Origin of the sequence: Phascolarctobacterium sp. ET69, assembly GCF_023336935.1 — a bacterium.
Classification (GTDB): domain Bacteria; phylum Bacillota; class Negativicutes; order Acidaminococcales; family Acidaminococcaceae; genus Fusicatenibacter_A; species Fusicatenibacter_A intestinipullorum.
This window is the reverse complement of the sequence record NZ_JAMBLR010000002.1, coordinates 402710-422243: the sequence shown is the minus strand read 5'-3', so window position 1 is coordinate 422243 and position 19534 is coordinate 402710. Positions and strand designations below refer to the sequence as shown.

At 38.1% G+C, this 19534-nt stretch carries 17 protein-coding genes; all 17 read right to left on the bottom strand.

All coding sequences use genetic code 11. The features are described from left to right. Positions 1-205 precede the first annotated feature (205 nt). Positions 206-1249, bottom strand: a complete 1044-nt coding sequence (locus M3079_RS04760) for a DUF932 domain-containing protein (protein WP_249077588.1) — start codon at positions 1247-1249, stop codon at positions 206-208. Between the two features lie 8 nt (positions 1250-1257). Next, positions 1258-1689: a hypothetical protein gene (locus M3079_RS04755; protein WP_249077586.1), complete on the bottom strand. Its 432-nt coding sequence runs from the start codon at positions 1687-1689 to the stop codon at positions 1258-1260. A 9-nt stretch (positions 1690-1698) separates the two neighbouring features. Continuing rightward, a complete protein-coding gene (locus M3079_RS04750) occupies positions 1699-2439 on the bottom strand; it encodes a hypothetical protein (protein ID WP_249077585.1) in 741 nt (246 codons plus the stop codon). A gap of 566 nt (positions 2440-3005) precedes the next feature. Next, a complete protein-coding gene (locus M3079_RS04745; protein ID WP_249077583.1) occupies positions 3006-3914 on the bottom strand; it encodes a hypothetical protein in 909 nt (302 codons plus the stop codon). A gap of 1 nt (position 3915) precedes the next feature. Beyond that, positions 3916-4560: a hypothetical protein gene (locus M3079_RS04740; RefSeq protein ID WP_249077582.1), complete on the bottom strand. Its 645-nt coding sequence runs from the start codon at positions 4558-4560 to the stop codon at positions 3916-3918. 279 nt (positions 4561-4839) lie between these two features. After that, positions 4840-6450 carry a recombinase family protein gene (locus M3079_RS04735; RefSeq protein ID WP_249077580.1) on the bottom strand — a complete coding sequence of 537 codons (1611 nt, stop codon included), beginning with the start codon at positions 6448-6450 and terminating at the stop codon, positions 4840-4842. A gap of 1 nt (position 6451) precedes the next feature. After that, positions 6452-7978 carry a recombinase family protein gene (locus M3079_RS04730; RefSeq protein ID WP_249077578.1) on the bottom strand — a complete coding sequence of 509 codons (1527 nt, stop codon included), beginning with the start codon at positions 7976-7978 and terminating at the stop codon, positions 6452-6454. Between the two features lie 8 nt (positions 7979-7986). After that, on the bottom strand, positions 7987-8112 hold the full coding sequence (locus M3079_RS09390; protein ID WP_283162426.1) for a hypothetical protein: 126 nt from the start codon (positions 8110-8112) through the stop codon (positions 7987-7989). A gap of 112 nt (positions 8113-8224) precedes the next feature. Further along, entirely contained in the window at positions 8225-9871 is a 1647-nt protein-coding gene (locus M3079_RS04725) for a hypothetical protein (protein ID WP_249077576.1), read from the bottom strand. Between the two features lie 503 nt (positions 9872-10374). Then, complete coding sequence (locus M3079_RS04720; protein WP_249077575.1) at positions 10375-11967, bottom strand: hypothetical protein; 1593 nt, start codon at positions 11965-11967, stop codon at positions 10375-10377. Between the two features lie 328 nt (positions 11968-12295). Further along, positions 12296-15271, bottom strand: a complete 2976-nt coding sequence (locus M3079_RS04715) for a zinc ribbon domain-containing protein (protein WP_249077574.1) — start codon at positions 15269-15271, stop codon at positions 12296-12298. Positions 15272-15350: 79 nt separating this feature from the next. Then, positions 15351-15821, bottom strand: a complete 471-nt coding sequence (locus tag M3079_RS04710) for a SoxR reducing system RseC family protein (RefSeq protein WP_249077572.1) — start codon at positions 15819-15821, stop codon at positions 15351-15353. Between the two features lie 85 nt (positions 15822-15906). Then, the gene (locus M3079_RS04705) at positions 15907-16128 is read right to left on the bottom strand and encodes a helix-turn-helix transcriptional regulator (RefSeq protein ID WP_249077570.1); all 222 of its coding nucleotides are present in this window, start codon (positions 16126-16128) and stop codon (positions 15907-15909) included. A 236-nt stretch (positions 16129-16364) separates the two neighbouring features. Further along, on the bottom strand, positions 16365-16844 hold the full coding sequence (rlmH, locus tag M3079_RS04700) for a 23S rRNA (pseudouridine(1915)-N(3))-methyltransferase RlmH (protein WP_249077569.1): 480 nt from the start codon (positions 16842-16844) through the stop codon (positions 16365-16367). Between the two features lies 1 nt (position 16845). Continuing rightward, positions 16846-17949, bottom strand: a complete 1104-nt coding sequence (locus tag M3079_RS04695; RefSeq protein ID WP_021715957.1) for a trypsin-like peptidase domain-containing protein — start codon at positions 17947-17949, stop codon at positions 16846-16848. Between the two features lie 12 nt (positions 17950-17961). Next, complete coding sequence (locus M3079_RS04690) at positions 17962-18738, bottom strand: MBL fold metallo-hydrolase (protein ID WP_249077567.1); 777 nt, start codon at positions 18736-18738, stop codon at positions 17962-17964. Then, complete coding sequence (gene deoC / locus M3079_RS04685) at positions 18735-19385, bottom strand: deoxyribose-phosphate aldolase (protein WP_249077565.1); 651 nt, start codon at positions 19383-19385, stop codon at positions 18735-18737. The genes M3079_RS04690 and deoC overlap by 4 nt, the downstream gene beginning before the upstream one ends. Between the last annotated feature and the right edge of the window lie 149 nt (positions 19386-19534).

The following is a 19534-nucleotide window of genomic DNA, read 5'->3' as shown; positions in this document are numbered from 1 at the left end:
AAACTGTGGGCGTATATGCTTATGTTTCTGCAAATAAATGTAATGAATCTTTCTTACATTCTTTCATAGCTATTGCAATTAAAGCTTTTGTACATTTAAACACTGCCATTACTGAACTACCATCCATTGATTAATATACTGGCACTATTTGAGTATTTACTAAAGCAAAGGAGAATAGTGGCAAGTAACCCTGTCATTTAATCACCTAATCCATCAGCATTCCATTACCCTTCTTAGTAACTGAAAGTATGCCGTCAAATAATATATCAGAGCCTATCTTTTCCATTTCCGTAGCCCTAACATATGACTGCATATCTTGAGAAGCCCGTGTGACAGCATTAACCAAACCATAAAGGGTATCATCCTTTCCTGCAATGTAATGAACTGTAATTGTTTTCTTTTCACGTTCATCCAATCCATAAAGCTTGGCAACCTTATCAATGCTCTCAAATGGGGCTACTAATTTAATTTCTGTCGCCATTCTCATCTTATCAACGATTTTCATATAAAAAACCGGGTCAAGAGCCTCCTTCAGGCATTCTTCTATATTCCCTCTAATGCCGTCAATATCGTCAGCAATCATCTCATACTCCTCAATCGTTCTGAACTTCCTTCCAAGATGTATTCTGCGTGCATTACCCAAATATTTAGGTAATGCCATGCCATTAGTACATACGAGCCTCATACAGAACGGATTCACTGTAATTGACCCCATGCCAACTTCTGAATTGGTAATAATCGCACCAAATGCAACGGAATCACCGACTTTAACATCTACCCTTTCAATCTCTGATACCAGCTTTACGTACATCCGCTCTGCCGTCAGAGAAGATGATACAACATTCAATCCTTTGATATTATCAAGTACTGATAATATCGTTGCCAGTACCGCTTCATTTTCATACTTCTTATAATGGTCAGATAATATTGCCCTAACCCGTCCGCCAATGGTTCTGACCAGCTTATTCTTATGGATATTCCTCAACAGCCCATTATAGTTTGCGTCCAACAGCTCAGGATATTCCTTGCCTATACGTTTTACATATGAGTATGGAATGCCGCAAACAGCTGACAACTGACGCTTTGCAGTTTCCTGCATAGGATAGGAAACACCTTGAAAATTAATACATGATTCAGCAGGATTTGTTTGTACGCTTATATCGTCCGTACTGATTAGGTAGTCCTTCTTCAACGTGGATAAGTAGTCCAACCGGCTAACAAGTTGTGATAAATTAAGGTCTGTTTTCATACTGCCTCCTAAAATGGTTCTTTTATATTACTTTCTGCTGATAAATGGCATAATTGGCTTTTATATTCATAATCTTCGAATAAGTTACTATTTTTTAACCAGAAGCTCATAGAATACGAATCGTTATATATAACAATGATTTTAGTCCACTTTTCATCATTGAAATAATAGCTTTCCGCACATTCTGGAACAACGCCTTCCAGTCCTTCCGTTAATCCCAAAGAGTTAATTTCTGCTTCCGTTTCGTCACCTTCTAATATTACGATATAGCCATATCCAAAATCGTCAGCATTGAAATCGTCAATAGACACTTCGTACATTTCATCAGACCATTTCTTTATTATTAGAAATTCACTATAAATTTTTTCTATAACTTCTTGGGGAATAAGCTTCTTTTCCGAAAGATTTTTTATATCTTGTACGCACTTTATTTTAATCATACTAACCTCCTAAGCCGACTGCTTCTTTTGGCATTCATAGCATACAGGCTTGCCAAAATTATGCATAGCGTATTCCAAAACCTTGGGAGATTTAATAACTGCGTGACATATACAACAAATGTTATCAACAGGCTGCACATCTTCTGGCTGTTTCTGAGCTTTCTTCATTTCGTTCTGCTTCTCCAAAACGTTAGCAATGGCAGCTTTCGCCGTCTGAAGCTTCCTGCTGTTATTAATGTCAAACCTAACGTTGCCATCTTCGTCCAGTACGGCGAGCTTGGTAAAACAGCCTGACTGTTTGTCATACGTCATATCCTTAGCTACGTAGAACTTGGCATATGTCTTGGGCTTGCCATTACTGGCAATGACGACTTCATTTTCTTTTAGTTTTATCCTGATTTCCGGAGCAGAATACAACTCCCTGCCAATTCCTAAGTTAAAGCAGGCTCTTTTGAATGAATCGGATGCTTCGCCCTTGGTAGCCTCGGAATTACTCGGAACGCCTACATCCTGCTTTTCTATCCACATCTTCTTGCTTTCATCCCATACTGATACAGTACAAAACAACCTGCCGCCAATCTCCGTATGACTGCGTTGCCAGTTCAGCGGACCAAATACTTCGTCAAGAATTTTCATATCAACTCGGGCATCCTTGTAAAGCAGCAAGTAAGCATATGTCCCATAGCTCGTCTGCTGCAACTGTGCTACCCTGATTTCAACATCGTTTGAAGTAAGTAACGGAATATTCATTTTTCACACTCTCCTAACTATAGATAATGCGAGAACCACTGTCATTGTGGTTCTCGCATTTTTAATCAATGAACTAAGCCGCCATCGGTTTACTTATCGTTTCCACGAAGTTTATGATTGTATTCAGGCAGCCGTCCTCCATTGTGTAGACAACTCTCTTAATGCAGGCATCCGTATAATAGTAGTTAGATGTCTTGCTCCATTTTATGCCAGCTATAATTTCCTCATCATCTTTAAACGCTGACAAAATCTTTAGCAGCTCTTTCTTGGTCATTCTGCCAGTTCTCCTTTCCTCACCAAAGTCATAGCCTATTCTTGCTAAAGTGTCCTGCTCTACCAAACTCTAAACATAGTGACAGGCTTTATCCTTTATTCACACTTCACCCCTGTAAAGAACAAATCTTGAACATATACTGCCACTTTCGACCCCGCACTCGACTGAGTCAACCTCGACTTGGTATTCGTAACCGTATCCAGTTTCACTAGTCAAGCGTACTTGGTCGTCATCATCAATTGCAGCCAGTATGTTTATAAGCTCCTTTTTAGTCATGCCTATACATCTCCTCTCACGCAGCACCTGCCAAAGTTTCTCTTACAGTCTGATGTTCTTCAGAAGCTTTCTTACAAGCTTCAAAGACAGGACAGTAATTCTCGCACTTTCTGCCATTCCACGTTTCACTCTTACGGCACAATCCAGGAATGACTCCGCTATCCATTGCGCTGTCCATTATTGCCTTTTTCATACCGAAATATCTTTTTAAGTATTCATTGCTTATTTTATTTACTTTCAACAGGTAAATAGGCTTATTGATGTTACGTTCAGCAGAAATGCGCAGCGAATAGTCACGCACATATAACTGAATGTACATCTCATCAACCCGGAAGTTATGTTCTTCAAGAAGCATTCGGTATGCGTTCACCTGAATAGCCCAAGGGAGTATCTTCCTGACCCCGTCAGCCTTTAGTACCTTCCTCATCTTGGGCATGCCTTTCTTTACGCCTGACTTATATACCTCACCGGTAGGTTCATCCACCTTGTAGTAGCCCATTGCCAGATAAGCCTTGTAGGACGAAGTAACCTTGTAATCTAACAAGACCATCTTCCCATTACCGAGCAAATCCCCATACGCATCAATCTGACCCGTGTATAGTGCATTACTCAGCCTCGTTTCTGTAAGCACTGCTGACGATGAGTTACTTTCGCATATGCTATGTACGGCAGAGCCGTGCATAGCAAAAATCTGGTCAAAAGGATTTATGGCATAGTCGGTCATCTTTTTCAGATAAAGCTCCCTGCTTCCACCGATAAGTTCAGTTACGGAATACTTTCTTCCCAGTCCCCTGTCTTTTACTGATTTAGCAATGGCTTCCAACGTAGGCTTGCCCATACAGCGAATGTGATGTGGACAAAGCGACAAGCATTGCTCGATATTCATTTTATCCTTATTGGGGCAAATAAACTGCGTAACACCCATATTATGCCACCTCCTTATTACTAATGCATTCAACGTAGTCACTCTGATATTCCCTAAAACGATATATGCAGCAGTAATAATTTTTATTTGCTCCTATATAAGCCTTATATATGCGTTTTTCAATATCGCATAGGGCATCAAAATAGCTGATGCCTGCCTTGGGAAACATTTCCTGTAAATAGTTAAATAAATCCTTGAATGTGCAGAAATATTCTGCTGCTGATGCACAGCCAATGTTCCACTCAACCTTGTAATGCTCCGGATAAAATACTCCGGTTTCATCTTTAACAAGAAACAGCTCACTCCCCGGTTCTTCCGTACAAAAGCTTAGCCGTATCTCGTTGCCATACTCATTTTTCAACAGAAAAATGATTGGTTCCATGTTATCATCCCAAGCAGTAGTAGTTTCACACCGAAAATAATATACGCCTTCTTTAGCAGTTATACTTTCATCACAGGCACTGATATGGTCAGTGTTATTAACTCCGGAAATGTTCCTATAACCATGAGCCTTGATGAAATCCTTCACTAAGTTTCTTCCTGCATAAGCAGAACGGAAGCATTCAAGCACCTTTCTGTGCAGTTCATTCAGCAAGCCAAGATTGCGGGAGCTGAATGTTATTGAGTTGACAGCATAATTACACATTGGTAATTCCCCCTTAAAATAATTTCGCCATCTGTCAAGCCCTGACTCTTAGTCTTTCAGGTCTTTCCATCAAACTATAAGCTTCAGCCATCATTCAAAAAAGCTTATATTATTACTTGTAATAATTATAATTTATAATAATTATTACAAAGTAATAATATAAATTTAAAATTTGATTTAATACGGTTTTTGCAAGCTCTTACTTGCCCGTAATAAAGTCACAAATCATAACATCTTCAAATGCAAAATCAAATGCGTTACATTATCTTAGCAGTTCAATCACAGCTCTAAGATGAAGTCCTGAAACTCATCATTTTCCTTATCATCTTCGGCAGCTTTATCGCTTACGTCAGCTTCGTTTATATGCTTTTTAAGCTGTCCGCCAAGGTTTAGGTAAATTTTATCTACCTTTTTGTCTTTCACCGTTATCTTTTTTATCAACAGCCTAAGAAGCAGCATTTTCTGTTCTCTGGCTGCCTTGGACATAACATCCTCGAAATTGTTCAGGACTTTCTCGACATATTCCATAGTTGGCTCAATTACGGGCAGTCCTATTTCTGCTTCTATGGTGCTCCTGCGCTTACCAAGTTCCGTTTCTTCCGCTGTCAGCTCCTCAAGGCGTTTGTCGAGCAGCTCCTTGTCCATTACGTCAGCAAGATAAAGGTCTAATATTTTAGCTTTTCTGTTCAGTATCACTTCCAGCCTGCCTTTAATTCCGTTTAGCTCATCCCTTTTGCCGGATGACTTTTCTTCAAGCTTTTTCTTCGTTTTCGTCAAAACCATTTTTACAATGTCTTTTTGGCTCAAAAAAGCTGAAATTTTTTCTATTACTGTTTTCTCGGCAATGTCAGCTTTTACCGTAATAGGTTTGCAGGCAACTTTCCCCTTATTTTTATAGCGGGAACAGGTATAGTAGCGGACTACACACTTTTTACCACTTTTTAATTTATAGCGGCTACGCGATATTACCATCGGTGCTCCACAGAGAGGGCACTTTAAAATGCTGCTCAAAATGTTGTCACTATCATACACCCTTGCTGTATTATCAGAACGCTTCGACCTTAGTAAAGCTGCCTTGTCCCATAGTTCTTCTGACACTATCGGCTCATGCAGTCCTTTTACCAGTATCGGGTTTTTGCTTTTACCTTTGCGCCTTTTTTCGCTCCAGTTTTCATACCTGCCGTATCTGATATATCCCTTGTATATGGGATTGTCGAGAATCTCTCTGATACTGCAATAGCTGAACGTATTATCACGAACTGTTCTGTACCCAGCCTGATTTAAGAAGTTAGCAATATAACCCAATCCTTTTCCCTCACAAAATAAGCTGAAAATCTTTTTAATTATTATTGCTTCCGATTCAACAATAACGAGCTTTTTCTTATCCTGAAACGCTACTGTTTCCGCCCTATAACCGAGAACTCGTCCACCATTATGTAAGCCTTTTTGTGCCCGTTGCCTAAGCCCTAACCTAACATTTTTTACAATGTGCTTTCTTTCAAAATCATTAATCAGAGCCTGAATATTCTTCAGCAACTCGCTATTACCGGGGCTGTCCAAGCATACAATTTCAACACTGTTTTTTTCCGCAATATAGCTAATATCCAGATAATCACGAATATTGCGAGATAAACGGCTCTGATTCCATGCCATGATTACGTCGAATTTTTTAGTGCTAATATCCCTTAACATTCTTTGTAATTCAGGGCGTTTAGTCATTTCCTTTCCGCTAATACCTGCATCTACATACTCGTCAACCACTTTCCAACCACACCGCCTGCATTCTTTTTTAACAGCTTCTTTTTGCGCTTCTATGGAATAACCATGCTCTGCCTGCATTGCAGTCGATACCCTTGCATATAAAGCAACTCTTTTATTTTTATTTTCCATATCAATCACCACTTTCTAAATTAATGATTAGTGTTTGCTGTACGCCACCTGTTTTTAAAGTTGGCAAGTATACTTCTACCATGGACACCTTTCTATCTGAGTTGACAAACACTGCCTTCACAACACTGTGCAGCAGCTTTAACTTCTTATCTTCTGATGCACGTTTAATCAACGCAGGTAACTTACCAAAAGCAGCTATCACATCTGCCTCGTTATAGTTTGGTACAGCAGCCTGTTCTTCTAATGTTTTCAGCTCTTTTTCTGCCTGCTCTATCTTTATCTTGATTCCAGCGAACTCTTTTAGAAAATCTTCTCTATCCAGGTCACCATCCTCGTACCTCAGAAGAACGCTTCTTCTTTTAGCCTTTAACATTTCCAAATCAGACTTTCGATGTTTAACATCTGCAACAATCTCAGAATCTGCTGAGAATTTCTTTCTTATTTCAGAAAGTACAGCATTTTTCCAACCGTCATTACTTAAATAACCAGTAAGGAAATCTATAACAGTTGTGTCGGCTTCCTGAGCTTTTACTACATTGCTAGTACAGCTACCCACACCTTTATTCATATACTGACCACAGGTATAGTAGTAATTGTAGTTTATACTTCCGTCTTTATTTATTCTTTTTGCATGAGTTGGAAGCATTCCCCATCCACATATCGGACACTTTATCAAGCCAGAAAGCATATATTTGTAAGGTACAATTTTAGAATACCTGCCTTTGGATTTCAAAAGGCTCTGTGCTTTATCCCACACGTCCCTCTCGATTATTGGTTCATGAATACCTTGAAAGTATTCACCGCCATACTTGACCATACCGATATACGCTTTGTTGGTTAATATAGTCCTTATGGTCGTTAAGGAAAACTTTTTACCGTTTTTACTACGCATACCTATTGCATTCACCTTACTCGCAGTTGCTTTCAGCCCATAACCGCTGCAGTAAAGGTCGAAGATTTTTCTTACTACGCCAGCTTCCTTTTCCTCTATGACGAGTTTAGTGCCGCCTTGTGGGTCATCTTCGTCAAGTACACGTTTATAGCCAAGAATATTGCCGCCAACGACCTTGCCTGCCTGTGCTTTCTTCCGGCTACCCAACATGCAATTCTTTCTTATGGTGTCTCTCTGGTTTTGGGCAATGCTGCCCATAAAACCTAAAAGGAATTTTCCTTCCTGAGTACTGATGTCAATGTTTTCGTTAACACTTAAAAAACCTACATCAGCTTGTATAAGCCGTTCTATAACGCCCCATAAGTATCTAAGCTTTCGGGCAACTCGGTCTATACTCCATACGTATACGCTACCAAAAAGCCCTCTCTCAGCGTCTTTAAGCAGCTCTACAAGCCCTGGTCTATCAGTCTTAGCTCCGGATAACCCGGCGTCACTGTAAACCTTATACACTACCTTACCATCACTGATGGCTTTATCTCGAAGCACGGTTTCCTGTGCTTCGAGACTATAGCCTTCGGTGACCTGCTTATCTGTGCTTACTCGTACATACAAAGCAACTAAGTTAAATCTGTTCATTTTTACCCCTATGCTGCCTCGTCAATATCCTCACTATCAGCAGTTTCGGCAAAAGTTTCTTCTTTCTTCATGCTGTCAAGGATAATCACTGCTAACAAATCGGTGATTTCTTGCAGTCTGTCATTGTTTGCCATTTTCCTCACTCCTTTCTTATAAGCTTTGCAGAGTTAACGCTTTCATGAATATAATATATATTCATAAAAACGATATTTTCATTATCGACATCCGAAGGCGAAAAGCAAGATACTACGATTTCACCTTGGTAATCGTTATGTACCGCTTTCCGTTTTTCTTATTGCCTATATCAATTAGATAGCCTAAATCAACAAAATCTTCTTTAAGCCGTTTTAATTGAAGGGAAAGTTCCTGCGGCGTTTTAGGCCAGTTAGGACTTCTTAGAGCATACGTTAAATTTGGTTTTTGAGTTTCATTTTCCAACTCTCTCAACAAATTTGTAGGAGTATCTTCATAAATTTTTCCATAAGTTAATTTAGAACAGCTAAAACCTTCTATTTTATTATCAAAAAAAGTCTTAAGCTTCGACTCCAGTACACTAGCCACGGGATTCTCATCAAGAACATACTGAGATACTGCTTGCCGGTTCTCGTTATAAGCGTTCAGGAACACGTTTTCGTTATCAAACAGCACCTTAGATATTGCTCTGCCCCAATGCGCATAATCAGCCATACGATAATTTCCGCTGACCGGAAGATTTTTATGCAGCTTTATTGCCTTTTCTAAAGTATTGAAAATCTCTCCCAAAATGCGAGGAAGGTCACTCTTAAAATTGTCAATAAACTCTTGGGTAAGCTTGTACTCGCCTTGTAAACGCTCCATTTCAAACAGAATACTTCTGTCATAAAAATCCGGTTTAAAATTACTGATAGTAATGCCGTTAATTAAAAGAGCATTTTGGAATGTAACAATGCTTACTTCGTTATTAGTAAACAAAGTTCTGGTGATACTAGAAGCACCGGTTACAGCAGAACACAACAAATCGCTTGATTCTTTAGGCAAGACGGAAACGTTGTCTATCGTTAGCAGGTAATTATTAGCCAGTGCAACGCTCAAATCTTCTTTACTCTTTGGCATGGTAAAAGCATCATAGTCAGAAGGGTCTACAATCATCTTAATCATTCGCGATAATGTTGTTTTTCCAGTTCCCTGACCACCCAGTAACACTATCACCGGCTTTGGAATGTCGGCAATGAACCATGTCATTATGGTGACCACTAAAAGAATTTGTTCGCTTTCCTTAAGATTGATATACGGCTTAAATAAGTCCATCAAACTTCTGCCATCATTCTCCTCAACCGGCTTCTTCTGGGCTCCCATAGAAGTAGTCGAATACATAACGAAGTATTCATCAAAAAAATGCTTAGCAGATACTACTGTACAACCGTTATCGCTTATCTTAACCGTTTGGCTTTTACTGTCATTAAGATTGTAATAAATACTTTCATCCCTATAAGCCACTCTTGTATAGACCCACTTCTCCTTCTTGGATAACCGAACTTTATCTAGCAGATAACCAACGATAGTTTTGAGTTTATTATCGGAATAAATTTTGTTGGAATCGATATAATATTCTAACAACTCTCTCAACTCCGCCTTGAAGTCATCGCTATCTACAATGTTCGTCTGCCAAACGTTCTTGTACTTCTCCCAGGTGACATATATTTTTCCTGTATTTATGCCTTTGAAAAAGCTATAATTATTTAAAAATTCATCAAGAAAGTTCTTGATTGTTTCCTCAAGGCTTCCTTTCTTGACGTCATCGCTTACAGCGTTCTGCTTTTCATTAGATTCAGATACCTGTTCACTGCAGTCAATGCAGTAACCGTCATTTTCTATCGTAACCTTTTTAGGTTTCGCTTCTGTTTTAAAAGCCATAACAAACACTCCTTTCAAAATTTGAAAAATCTGTTAGATACAAACGTTTTTCTTGGTAATAGCTGCCGGGTTAGCAAGTAAGCAGAGGAGTTCTTATTAAGTTTTCAAGGTTCAAGCCCAGCTCGTACTCAATAGCGCCGTTATTGTTCATGCAAGCACTGCAAAACACTTTTCGCATACAAGAGCAATGCAATCCGTAGGGGTTGCACTTTCTTTGTGCTTGAGGTTTTTAAGAACCGGACTTAACAAAACCTAAGGTATTCCTGTTAGCCATTGAAAATACCGATTACGAAAAACGCAATCTTCCGGGAATTGTGCTTTCATAGCTTTGACCTCCTTTCTTGTTTATCATCAGGCCACTTATCGTTTTTCCTGATGTGCTTTTAGTGTAATATCTACGGATATGCTTTTTTCCCCAAAAAAAATTATAATTTTGGGTAAAAAAACACCATAACATATAAAACCTTAGTTCTATACGTTATGGTGTAAATTGTTGGAGAAAATTATTTTGCTAAAACTTTCTTATTTACTATCTTATTGATGTAATCCGAAAATTCATCAATTTTATTTTTGATGTCTAAAAGCTCATTTTTATCTAACTCCTCAATTAAATTTGACTTATTAACTGTATTAATTAACCATTCACCAAGATTGTCGCATTCAATCTTAAAATCAATATTAATAAAATTCTTTTGAAATATTTCAAAATCTTCATACCCTCTCCATATATAAGATGCACACATAGAGACCTTACTATCTATTAAATTATATTTGCTCTTCTTTTTACTATTACTTGCAAGATATTGAACTTTAATTTCTTTATCAAATATTTTCTGCATATAAAATTTCTCATAATCGCTTATCAATTTTCTTTTATATTCATTTAAAATAAATTTTTCATCAGAGAATTGCAAAGCTTTTTCATTATTGTCATATATCGTTTCTATTTCATTAAATCCATTCGAACTATTGCTTTTTAAAAATTTTTCTAATGTATAAATATTACTTTCAATCCGGTTAGATAATTTTATTTTTTCATTCAATTTATGTTCTACATTAAAGCAAATATAATGTTTTAAATAAAAAATATTGTATATCCAAGCAATACTGCTAAGCCTTAAAATATAGCCATCTTTTCGCCAATTTAAAATATTAAACTTTTCTCCATAGCCACTTTTTATATATGGATGAATATTTTTGTCCTTTCCCCCTGCTATGAACAATAAAACCAGTCCCGGAAGAGTAAAATCCGAAAGTTTTTTATTTAAAAAATTTGTAAATGGTAATCTTTTTATATTAGGGGCTTGTAATTCGCTAGCATTTATAACATTTAATATATTCATATATACTTCTAACAGTCTTTCATTATGATTTTTATGTGTCTCTATCCAATATTCATCAGAGTTATTTTTTCTTAGATACCCCGTTATAATTTTACGAGCAGTCCCTATAGCAATGCTTTCTTCAAATGCCTCAATTAAAGAAGCTATAATATCTAACTCGCCTTTATCTCTTATCAACGATACTAATTTATAAACTTCACAATTGAGCATATTTTTTATATTTGGGCTAATAGCATCGTCTTTAAAATCTTTATTATACAGAATGAAATTTTCTAATTTTATATTAATATCTTCAAACTTAGTGTTTATTTTCACTCCAATTCCATTCAACTCTACATCCATTAAAGATTGTATATGTATATCATCTCTAATTTTCTCCATTTCCTTAGCATATAACCGCCCTGCAAAAATAACACATGGCTTTTTTTCAAAGACGGTAAGTATGCGTTGAGCTTTTTTTACATCCTCTAAAAACGGAGAAGCCAATCCTTGTATTACACAACATAATATACGTATTGATTTTTCTAATATTTTTTCTTTTATTAAAATTTTTATATGCTCATCTTTCAAAAGTTCCTCTATAAAACGTCCACTATCTTCTTTTGTAAGCTCTTCTGTAAAATGTTCACCACTTTCTTTTAAAAGCTCTTCTATAAAACGCCGTCCATCATCTTCTTTCAAAAGCTTTTCTATAAAACGTCCGTCATCTTCTAGAAGCTCTTCTAAAGAGCAGTATTTATTTATTTTTAACATCTCGTATGAAGCTCCTTTTTGGTAAAATATGTTTTTTATTATAATTATAACATAAAAAATACTCCAATCCGTATATGAACGGATTGGAGTATTTTATTAACATCACTCTTAATTATACTGCTATATGAATTTAATAAATCAATAGGCATTTATTAGCAGGGATTTACTACAGCCTAATAAACCTAAAGATAATATAAATATTACTAAGCATAGAAAACAAGCATATTTTTTCATCATTTATACCTCTTTTCAAAATCATTTTATATGCTATAGCTATAAACTAGCCACAGCATATAAAACTAATACAATCAATAAATTTACTTTCATCTCATATAAACGATAACTTCATTATGTTTTTATAAGTTTCTTTGCCGTCATAGCAAAGCACACCGCCTAATATTTTACTCAATGAATATAAGGCAAAGCGAGCACATGATTTATTCTCACAGTCGATAACTTTGATAATTTCATCTTTAGCTAATAACTTCACATATAGCGCAGAATCAAACCTTAACATATACTCCATATCTTTGAATTTGATAATAGCCCCATATTCATGTGATAAAAAGCCATCAGCACTTACTATAAATCCTTCTGAACCGGTACCAAAAAATGTACGATCGAACTGCATAATAATATCAGCAACCGTCAGATTACATCTCTTACCATATTCAGAAATAGCATTTTCAGCTTTATATTTGTCCATATGATTTTTGAGATAATATGACCCCTTCAAATCACTATCAGCTGTAATCTGATGAAAAAGTTCATCAAACAGAGAATCATTGTTTTTATCTGAAATCAAATTTCCGCTTTTATTACGTTTATATGTTAAAAGTATAAATCCAGTAAATATATAATCTGCTGGGAAGCCATTCAAGGCTTCATCCGTTGAAATAGTCCTTATTTGTGAAAAATAAGCAGCATTTGACTCTAAATATTCTTTTGCATCATTATTGCCATTTTCCATAGCTTTTAACATCCAATATTTGAGCTTTTCAACATCAGATGTACTTGCTGCTGTTTTTCCATATAACGTAGCTATTCTATACTGACATCTATTGTCATTATCTTCTAACGAACCTTTTAAATAATATGCAACGGCAATATCTCCGTTAACAGGCACTTCTGTTCCTTCTTCATACTTCACTCCCATTACATACTTATCAACGTTGCTAGGATCTATTTCAAAAAACCCTTTTAAATTCTTATGTATCACATAATCTTTTTTCTTATTGTCATAATCTTTTAAAAACTCATTTATAATTGGCAAAGTTATATACTTAATGAATTCATTTTCCATTTCTTTGCCACTTAAAGCCTCTAATAGATTAATATTAGGAATCTTAGCAAAATAATTACTTTCCTGAGATAAGTATGAATGGGCAATAGAATTTTTATGTATATCAGCCTGTTTCATCCAGTATTTCAGTTTTCCATAATCAGTAAAAACATTGCCTGCATAAAGTGTTCCTAATGTATATTCACAGTTAGCACAGTTCGCATTTGCTCCTTTTATAAAATATGCCAGAGCAATATTTATATTTTTTTCAACACCATTGCCTTCCAAATACATCTTGCCAAGTTCGTATGCTGATTTATCTCTAGGGTCTAATTTGAAGAATCCTTCTGCATCAACATTGTCTATGCATGCTTTCCTTTTATTGTTAAACTCGATTAGTTTATTAGTTTCATCATGATATTTCTTGACAAGTGTTTTTAATGATACAAAATCACTGATTATCTTATCTGTATACCATTTAGTCAATGAAAACTTATCATCATTTTGTATTTCAACTTTTATATATTCTATGATTTCATCAATATGTTTCTCTATGTTTATATAATAAGTTTCAACACATTTCGCTACATTATCTTTTAAGGTTTCTTCAATTTTTTCATAATCAAAAACAAATTTTCTATTAAGGAATTCTCCAATTTCACACTTGTGATATTTGCCTACTATGCCTACTGATAAGGTCTTTTTTAATTCTATTAACTGTTCATATTCTTTCTTGTCTACAATAACCTTACCACACACAGTATGTTCTTTTTCAAATTCTATGATGAAATCATAATTTCCCAGAGAATATCTTCCTGCTTTATCCGATACCTTGAATATTCTTGCCATTGCAACAATATCAAATGCATTCTCAGACATATTTTTTAATAATAATTTATAAGTACTAGATACAAATGGGTTTTTCCTCAGATTTGCTATAAGAATCGGTATTATATCCGGCTGCGCAATTAAATTTCTTTCGATTTTTTCATTCATATCTTCAATACTACTAGAATTATAGTCAGTACGAGATATGTACGGCTCTATAATTGCACTCAAACATAAAACTATTGATTTTATTTCTTCAACCAGCTTAACTTTTGCGTCATCATACAGCTTCCTCTTCATGTTGCTAGCATCATTGCTAGTCATCATATTACCAACCATATTGAATAAGCTATGTGCAGCACCGGTAGTAAGATTAACTGCACCAGCTTTCGCAATACCAACTGCTGCACCCTTTAACCCAAATCCTCCACCAACTAATCTGCCTCTTGTTTCCTTACGGAATTTTCTTCTGTCTTTTTCCGACTGTACCCAATCATCAATTTCTTGATTTTGTTCCTTTATCTCTCTACACAATACTTCCCAATCGTGAAATAAGAACTGCCTGTTTTCGTCCAAAATGGTTTTATAATTTAAGCTATAATAGCCTCCTTCTTTAATAAGCCCTTCCACTAATGCCTTTAATAATTCTTTAACCATATATACGCCGAAATATTCACCATCTTCACGAACGAAACCAACAACACCTCCATACTCTTCTAATTTTGCAGCATATAATTCTTCAGCTTTAAGAGCAGCCTCAAGTCCTTGTACCCTAAGTGCGTGTATGATATTGACTTCTTTGTCATACTTTAATACTTCTGTACCTATTTTAAAGACAATTTTATCACCTACGATTCCCATATTGGAATCTAACTCTATATCATCATCTATCACCGCTACACTGGTTTCTTGTTCTGCCTTGCCATCTACTATTACTTCAGCTTCAGCTTCTTCTTTCTTATCAACTGTTACATCAGTTTCTTGTTCTACTTTATCATCTACTGTTACACTAGCTTCTTGCTTCATATTGTTAACAACTTCTGTACCACAATATGGACAAAATTTAAAATCTCCTACTATTTCTTTGCCACAATTGGAGCAATTATTATTTTTAGCAGTTAACATATTCCCACATAATGGGCAAAACTTCATGCCATCATCAAATTCCTTACTACATTTATCACAATATTTCATATTATCAACTCTTTTCCTAATATTTAATAAAAATACTTGGAGAAAGCTTAAAATTTCTCCAAGTATTTTATATTCTTATTTATTTCATTGGCGGCGGCGGAACAAAATTATTCTCGTCATCTTTTACATTAGCCTTCTCTTTAGCAGTAGATAAACAAAGCTCTTTGGTTTCCTTATCAGCATCACTATTTTCTGCTGGTACAGCTTCTTCAGTAAAGGTAACGTCGCCCATAACTATTATTCCATTATCGTCTAACCATTTTTTCGCCGCTGGATTAGCAGGAACCATCCCTTTATCAACTAGCCTTTTTATTCTCCATTTGGAATAAAGAAAACCACAAGCTAATGAAAATATAATTACACCAATCTCAGAAGAGCCCAACATTGAACCAACTACTCCACCTACCATGATTAGTACGAATACTTTACCAGCTATTGCAAACTCCATTCTAAATAAAGGTAAGAATATATTAAATAGAAAGACCAGAAAACTAAAACCCGTAGAATACTCCTTCACCTCATTAGTTTGAGGATTCTTTAATTTGACCATAAAAACACCTTCCTAATCATAATTTTTATATTATTTTTTAAAACTAACACAGTTAAAGCACAAATCTTTAATCAATTAAAATCTCTTATAACTTTGATACCAGAACACACACATCTACATCCAACGCATTCGCAATTTTAAATAATGTCTCCATGGAATAGCTATTTCCGTAGTTTCCTCTCTCAATCAAACTGAGATAATTACTGCTTATTCCTACCATTTCAGCAAGCTGCGTTTGCGTATAGCCCTTTTTCTTTCTGTAATACGCAATTTTTAAACCGACTTCTTTGTATTTTAAAGCAAACAAACCTATTTCACCTCTATATAAAATTATCTCATAAATCAAGATTTAAACAACAAAGCTATACATTGAATTTTCGTACCTATATATGGAATAAATGAATTATACATCTTTATTTGCAGCTAACACTAAAACCTTTAGCGTTATGAGTGTCGATAGTGTCGCTTATAAAGATGGTTTTAATTTATAAAAACAAAAATACGCTAACTCAGTAAAGAGTTAGCGTATTTAAAACTTACCCCCTAAAGGTGATACGGTTCCCCGCGGCTTATTTTAAAAGCACGGTAAATTTGTTCTACCAGCAAAAGGCGTATCATCTGGTGCGTAAAAGTCAGCTTGGAAAAACTCCAGCGCATATCTGCGCGCCTGCGCAAAGCATCCGTATAGCCAAATGCTCCGCCGATAACAAAGGCGATATGGCTTTTGCCAGCCAGCGCCCAGCCGTCAAACAGTTCCGCCAGCTGCGGCGAGGTTATTTCCCTGCCCTGCAAATCCAAAAGCACCACATAAGCGCTTGCCGGTATGGCGTTTATCAAACGCTCCGTTTCTTTAGCCAGCACCTGCTCTTTTTCGGCAGGTGAAGGGCTATCCGGCATTTTTTCTTCACCAATGGCAATGGTTTCCAGCTTGCAGTACGGCGTCAGGCGCTTGGTAAACTCGGCAATGCCTTCGGTAAGGTATTTTTCCTTAATTTTACCTACGCAGACGAGGCTGATTTTCATATCAGTTGCCCTCCGGCATTTCCTGCAAAGTTACCTGCAAGGTGCGTTCAATGCCTGCACGCAGCACAACAATGGCAACTGTGTCGCCAACTTTCTTTTCTGCAAGTTTGGTGCGCAGTTCAGGCACGGTTTCCACTTTAGCGCCGTCAAAGGTTAAAATAATGTCGCCGGGGCGCATGCCTGCGTTATAAACAGGGCCGCCGGTAACAATTTTCATTACAAAAATGCCGCCGTGCAAATCAAGGTCAAAGCCATAACGTGCGGAAATATCTTTATCAATCAGGCTGGCGCCGATATAGGGGCGCGCAATGCGTCCGTGCTGGGCAAGCTCGTCCAAAATAGGTTTGGCGGAGTTTACCGGGATGGCAAAACCAATGCCTTCGACGCCGCTTACCGCTACTTTGGCAGAGTTAATGCCTACAACCTCGCCGTCGGCATTAACAAGCGCGCCGCCGGAATTGCCGGGGTTAATGGCGGCATCAGTCTGAATAAGGTTAAACTTGCGGTCACCCAATTCGATAGAGCGGTTTAACGCGCTGATAACGCCAACCGTTACGCTGCCGCGGAATTCCAGCCCCAGCGGGTTGCCGATGGCAATAGCAGGTTCGCCAACCTGCAAGGTGGAAGAATCGCCGAATTTGGCTACCGGCAAATCTTCATCAACATCAATTTTAACAACGGCAAGGTCTGTTGCGGCATCTGCGCCAAGCACCTTGCCTTTAACGCTGCGCCCATCCGTCAGGCTAACGATAATTTCCTGCGCACCTTCCACAACGTGGTTGTTGGTGGCAATCAGGCCGCTTTTGTCGTAAATAACGCCGCTGCCTGTGCCGCGCTCGGTAAGCTGCACGCGGTTAAAAAAGTCGCGCACATAGGCTTTGTTGGTTATGCCTACAACGGCAGGGCCAACTTTTTGCGCCGCTACCACTACCGGCGTGTTGCGCGCGCCGGAAAGTTTTACTTCCTGCTGAACTGCGGCGGCAGGCTGTTCTTCTTTCTGCGTATTGGCAGTATTGCCGATGCCGCAGCCGCCTAAAAGCACGGCCGTGCTTAATATGCCGCACAAAAATAAATTCATTGATTTTTTAAGCAATGTTTTCTGCATTTTTTACACCCCTCAATAATTTTTTACTATTTCATCCTGCGAGGCTACATATATTTGCGTATCCCCGCCGGTTTCTCCTGCATCCAAAATTCCGCGCACAGTTTTAAGCGCAAGCTCCGGCGTGTTGTTTTCCTGGCTGAGATGCGCCAATATTACTTCACCCGGCAGCCGCTCCATCTGCGAAAGCAGCCAGCCCGCGGCTTTGTTGGATAAATGCCCGCGCGTGCCCAGAATGCGCTGCTTTAAGGCATATGGGTAAATGCCTTTTTTTAGCATTTCTTCGTCGTGGTTTGCTTCAAGCACCAGTGTGTCCGCACCGGCTACGTTATTTTTAATTTCTTCCGTAATAAAGCCAACATCCGTAAGGTAAACGCAGCGCGCACCTGCATAGCTGAATACATAGCCTACGGCACCTGCCGCGTCATGCGGAACGGCAAAATTAGTAATTTTCAGGCCTTCCGTTTCCAGGCATTTTGGCAGCAGACGGCAGCAGCTGCGCTCCATTTCGCTGCGCTGTGCAAAATTGCGCCAGGTTGCTTCGTTGGCAAACACCGGCAAATGGTATTTACGGCTGAATACCGGCAGACCGCTGATGTGGTCGCGGTGTTCGTGCGTCAAAAGCACGCCGTCCAAATCCTCCGGCTGCATGCCGGTTTCTTTTATGCGCTGCGTAAGCTGACGGCAGCTGATACCGGCATCTATCAAAAAGTTTTTGCCGCCCGCTGTAATAATGGTGGCATTGCCTTTGCTGCCGCTGGCCAGCACGGAAATTTTAAACTCGCCCGTCATGCTTCACCTGCGGCAATGGCTGCACCTGCGCTGGTTCCTATGCGGTCGGCACCTGCTTCAACCATGGCTTTGGCAGTTTCCGCATTGCGGATTCCGCCTGCGGCTTTAACTTTTAAACCATATTTGCCTGCTTCTTCGTGCAAAAGTTTTACATCCTCCACAGTTGCTCCGCCTTTGCCGAAACCGGTTGAGGTTTTTACAAATTTTGCGCCACCATCGGCAATAATACGGCAGGCAGTGCGTTTTTCACGCGGAGTAAGGTACGCCGCTTCGATAATAACTTTTACCGGGCAGGGCGCCGCTGCTTCCACCACGCGGCGGATATCTTCCGTTACGGCAGCATAATCGCCTGTTTTAAAGGCCGAAACATTCATTACCATATCAATTTCATCGGCATGTTCTTCCATTGCCGTTTTGGCTTCCAGCGCTTTAACGCTGCTGAAAGTTGCGCCCAGCGGAAAACCAACCACTGTTACAACTTTCACCTCCGTGCCCTGCAAAAGATGCTTTGCCAGCGGCACATAGCACGGATTTACGCATACGGCGTACAGGTAGTATTTCTGCGCTTCATCGCAAAGGCGCATAATATCTTTAACGGTTGCTTCGGGTTTTAATAATGTATGTTCAATTCTTTGGGCAAGTTCCATAGTTAATCCTCCCCATAATTTTATATCGGAATTACTTATATATTATACCAAAAGTTCAGAATTTATGTGCTGTAAAAAAGTCAAAATTTAAAATTAGTTGTAACAAAATTGTAATAAATACAAAAAACACCGGAAAGTTCGCCTTCCCG

Bases quoted from the DNA above. Each gene is read 5' to 3' on its own strand.
- M3079_RS04760 (WP_249077588.1), bottom strand. From the start codon at position 1,249: ATGAAAACAGACCTTAATTTATCACAACTTGTTAGCCGGTTGGACTAC.
- M3079_RS04690 (WP_249077567.1), bottom strand. From the start codon at position 18,738: ATGACGGGCGAGTTTAAAATTTCCGTGCTGGCCAGCGGCAGCAAAGGC.
- M3079_RS04725 (WP_249077576.1), bottom strand. From the start codon at position 9,871: ATGGCTTTTAAAACAGAAGCGAAACCTAAAAAGGTTACGATAGAAAAT.
- M3079_RS04750 (WP_249077585.1), bottom strand. From the start codon at position 2,439: ATGAATATTCCGTTACTTACTTCAAACGATGTTGAAATCAGGGTAGCA.
- M3079_RS04710 (WP_249077572.1), bottom strand. From the start codon at position 15,821: ATGGTCAAATTAAAGAATCCTCAAACTAATGAGGTGAAGGAGTATTCT.
- M3079_RS04720 (WP_249077575.1), bottom strand. From the start codon at position 11,967: ATGTTAAAAATAAATAAATACTGCTCTTTAGAAGAGCTTCTAGAAGAT.
- M3079_RS09390 (WP_283162426.1), bottom strand. From the start codon at position 8,112: ATGGCAAACAATGACAGACTGCAAGAAATCACCGATTTGTTAGCAGTG.
- M3079_RS04715 (WP_249077574.1), bottom strand. From the start codon at position 15,271: ATGAAATATTGTGATAAATGTAGTAAGGAATTTGATGATGGCATGAAG.
- deoC (WP_249077565.1), bottom strand. From the start codon at position 19,385: ATGGAACTTGCCCAAAGAATTGAACATACATTATTAAAACCCGAAGCA.
- M3079_RS04695 (WP_021715957.1), bottom strand. From the start codon at position 17,949: ATGCAGAAAACATTGCTTAAAAAATCAATGAATTTATTTTTGTGCGGC.
- rlmH (WP_249077569.1), bottom strand. From the start codon at position 16,844: ATGAAAATCAGCCTCGTCTGCGTAGGTAAAATTAAGGAAAAATACCTT.
- M3079_RS04755 (WP_249077586.1), bottom strand. From the start codon at position 1,689: ATGATTAAAATAAAGTGCGTACAAGATATAAAAAATCTTTCGGAAAAG.
- M3079_RS04735 (WP_249077580.1), bottom strand. From the start codon at position 6,450: ATGGAAAATAAAAATAAAAGAGTTGCTTTATATGCAAGGGTATCGACT.
- M3079_RS04740 (WP_249077582.1), bottom strand. From the start codon at position 4,560: ATGTGTAATTATGCTGTCAACTCAATAACATTCAGCTCCCGCAATCTT.
- M3079_RS04745 (WP_249077583.1), bottom strand. From the start codon at position 3,914: ATGGGTGTTACGCAGTTTATTTGCCCCAATAAGGATAAAATGAATATC.
- M3079_RS04730 (WP_249077578.1), bottom strand. From the start codon at position 7,978: ATGAACAGATTTAACTTAGTTGCTTTGTATGTACGAGTAAGCACAGAT.